Source organism: Jutongia huaianensis (assembly GCF_014384985.1).
Classification (GTDB): Bacteria; Bacillota; Clostridia; order Lachnospirales; family Lachnospiraceae; genus Jutongia; species Jutongia huaianensis.
In genome coordinates this window covers 1-2,430 of sequence record NZ_JACRSX010000046.1, presented here as the reverse complement: position 1 = coordinate 2,430, position 2,430 = coordinate 1, and the positions used below count along the sequence as shown (strand labels likewise).

Here is a 2,430-nt window from a genome sequence, read left to right as displayed (position 1 = left end):
AAGAAAATACTGACACTACCCACTGTTGCTGTGTACACTATAAAACATAGAAGCTATTACTGTTAATTTTGATGATCATAGTTATACAGAAAAAATGTATAAGAAATATGAGAAATTATGCTTTTATTGTTTGAAAATGCTTTTTCCGAATATGGAGAAGAATAAGATAACAAGTTTGTATAAAAAATTAAATAAAAAGGCATATGATCATATATTTCAGACAGAAAAAGGATTTCATAGCTATAATCTACCAAGCGATTTGTATTATAGAGATGGAGTAGGAATTTATCCTTATTTCGCATACGGCGAAAGTGTTCGTATGTGTATTATTCCTGTAGATCAAAAGTTAATCCGGTCATACAGGAAAAAAGGTGTTAGGTTGCATAGATTGGATGAAAGAAAAATGAAAGGAATATGAGTAATTATGAAATATAGACATAATAGAAAAAGAAGAATGATCCGTGTTGGCTTTTTGGTGCTAAGTATCATATTTATAGCTGGTGTAGTCCTGTTTACTATAAAAGGGATAACTAAGAAAGAGGTTGTCAAAAGTCCTGAACAGGTTTTGAAGTCATATATGAATTGCATTTGTCAGAAAAACTATAGCGAAATGTATGAAATGATAACAAATGAGAGTAAAGAAACCATTGAAAAAGAGGACTTTGTGAAGCGCAATTCTGCTATTTATGAGGGGATTGAAGCAAAAAACATCAATATAAAAATTATAGATTATGAAGAAGAAAGTTTAACAGTTAAATATAATACAGCTTTTGACACAGTAGCCGGAAAAGTGGATTTTAAAAACGAAGTTGCTTTTTTAGAACAAGATGATCAGTACAAAATGGTATGGAGTAATTCAGTAATCTATCCAGGGCTTACAGAGGATGACAAAGTGCGTGTGTCCGTAATACAGGCGCAGAGAGGTCAAATTCTGGATAGGAATGGAAGAATGCTTGCGGGAAAGGGTGTTGCTTCATCTGTTGGAATTATACCTGGAAAGTTAGAAAATAGGAAAAAATCCATTGTCAGAATTGCGAAATTGTTGGGAATAAAACCAGAAGATATAGAAAAGGAATTAACGGCAAAATGGGTAAAAGAAGATTCATTTGTCCCGATTAAAAAAATTGCAAAAGTAAAAGAACTTGATTTACTCGCACTGGATCCGGATGAAACAATTGTTGAGGAACAAAAACGACAGGAAAAATTATTAAAAATATCTGGTGTAATGATTTCGGATGTAGAAGTCAGAGAATACCCATTAAAGGATGAGGCTGCACATTTAGTGGGCTATGTACAAAATGTAACTGCAGAAGATTTAGAAAAGCATGCAGGAGAAGGATATACAAATGCCAGTGTCATTGGAAAAACGGGGTTAGAGGGGGTATATGAAAAGGAATTGAAGGGGGAAAATGGATGCAAAATATATATTGCTGATTCAGAAGGAAAAGAGAAAGAGCAGCTGGCATATAAAATAGTGAAAGATGGAAAAGACATTAAATTAACGATAGATGCGGATTTACAGGCGCAATTATATAAAAATTTTAAAAGTGACAAAAGTTGTTCCATTGCCATGAATCCATTTACTGGGGAAGTGCTGGCAATGGTTAGTACACCTTCCTATGATACGAATGCATTTATAATGGGAATGAGTAAAAAGCAATGGGATAGATTAAATAAAGATAAGAAACAACCATTGTATAACCGTTTTAGACAAGTATGGTGTCCGGGATCCACATTCAAGCCTGTTATTGCGGCGATTGGTTTACAGTCTGAAGCATTTACCGGAACAGATAATTTTGGAAATGAAGGACATAGCTGGCAAAAAGATAAAACATGGGGGACATATCATGTTACGACACTTCATACATATAGCCCCGTTATACTGAAAAATGCATTGATATATTCAGATAACATATATTTTGCCAAAGCAGCACTTAAAATCGGAACAGAAGAGATGGAGAGGTCATTATCTATGTTGGGGTTTCATTCATCTATTCCATTTGAAATAATGATGGCGGAGTCAAAGTTCTCCAATAATAAGCATATTCAAAGTGAGGTAGGGTTAGCGGATACGGGATATGGTCAGGGACAGGTACTTGTCAATCCACTTCATTTGGCTTGTATTTACACAAGTTTTTGCAATGACGGAAATGTGTTGAAACCGTATTTATTGTATAAAGAAAATGCCAAAGCAGAGCAGTGGATTTCAGAAGCCTTTTCCAAATCCGTATCCCAAGAAGTGTTAGAGGGTATAAAAAGTGTAGTGAATGATTCACACGGGACGGGATACGCCATACATCGTAAAGATATGTGGTCCTATGTCAAGATTTAGTACAAGTTAAAATGAGTTTTTCTCATTCTAACCTGCCAGCAATTCCGAAGTTGCCTGTTGATACAATCTTTCAAAATCATCGGGGGACATATAATCGC

At 34.8% G+C, this 2,430-nt stretch carries 1 protein-coding gene; it reads left to right on the top strand.

Annotation, left to right across the window (positions count from 1 at the left end):
- Positions 1-424 precede the first annotated feature (424 nt).
- Complete coding sequence (locus H8704_RS13980; protein ID WP_249298669.1) at positions 425-2,332, top strand: penicillin-binding transpeptidase domain-containing protein; 1,908 nt, start codon at positions 425-427, stop codon at positions 2,330-2,332.
- The last annotated feature ends 98 nt before the right edge of the window (positions 2,333-2,430 follow it).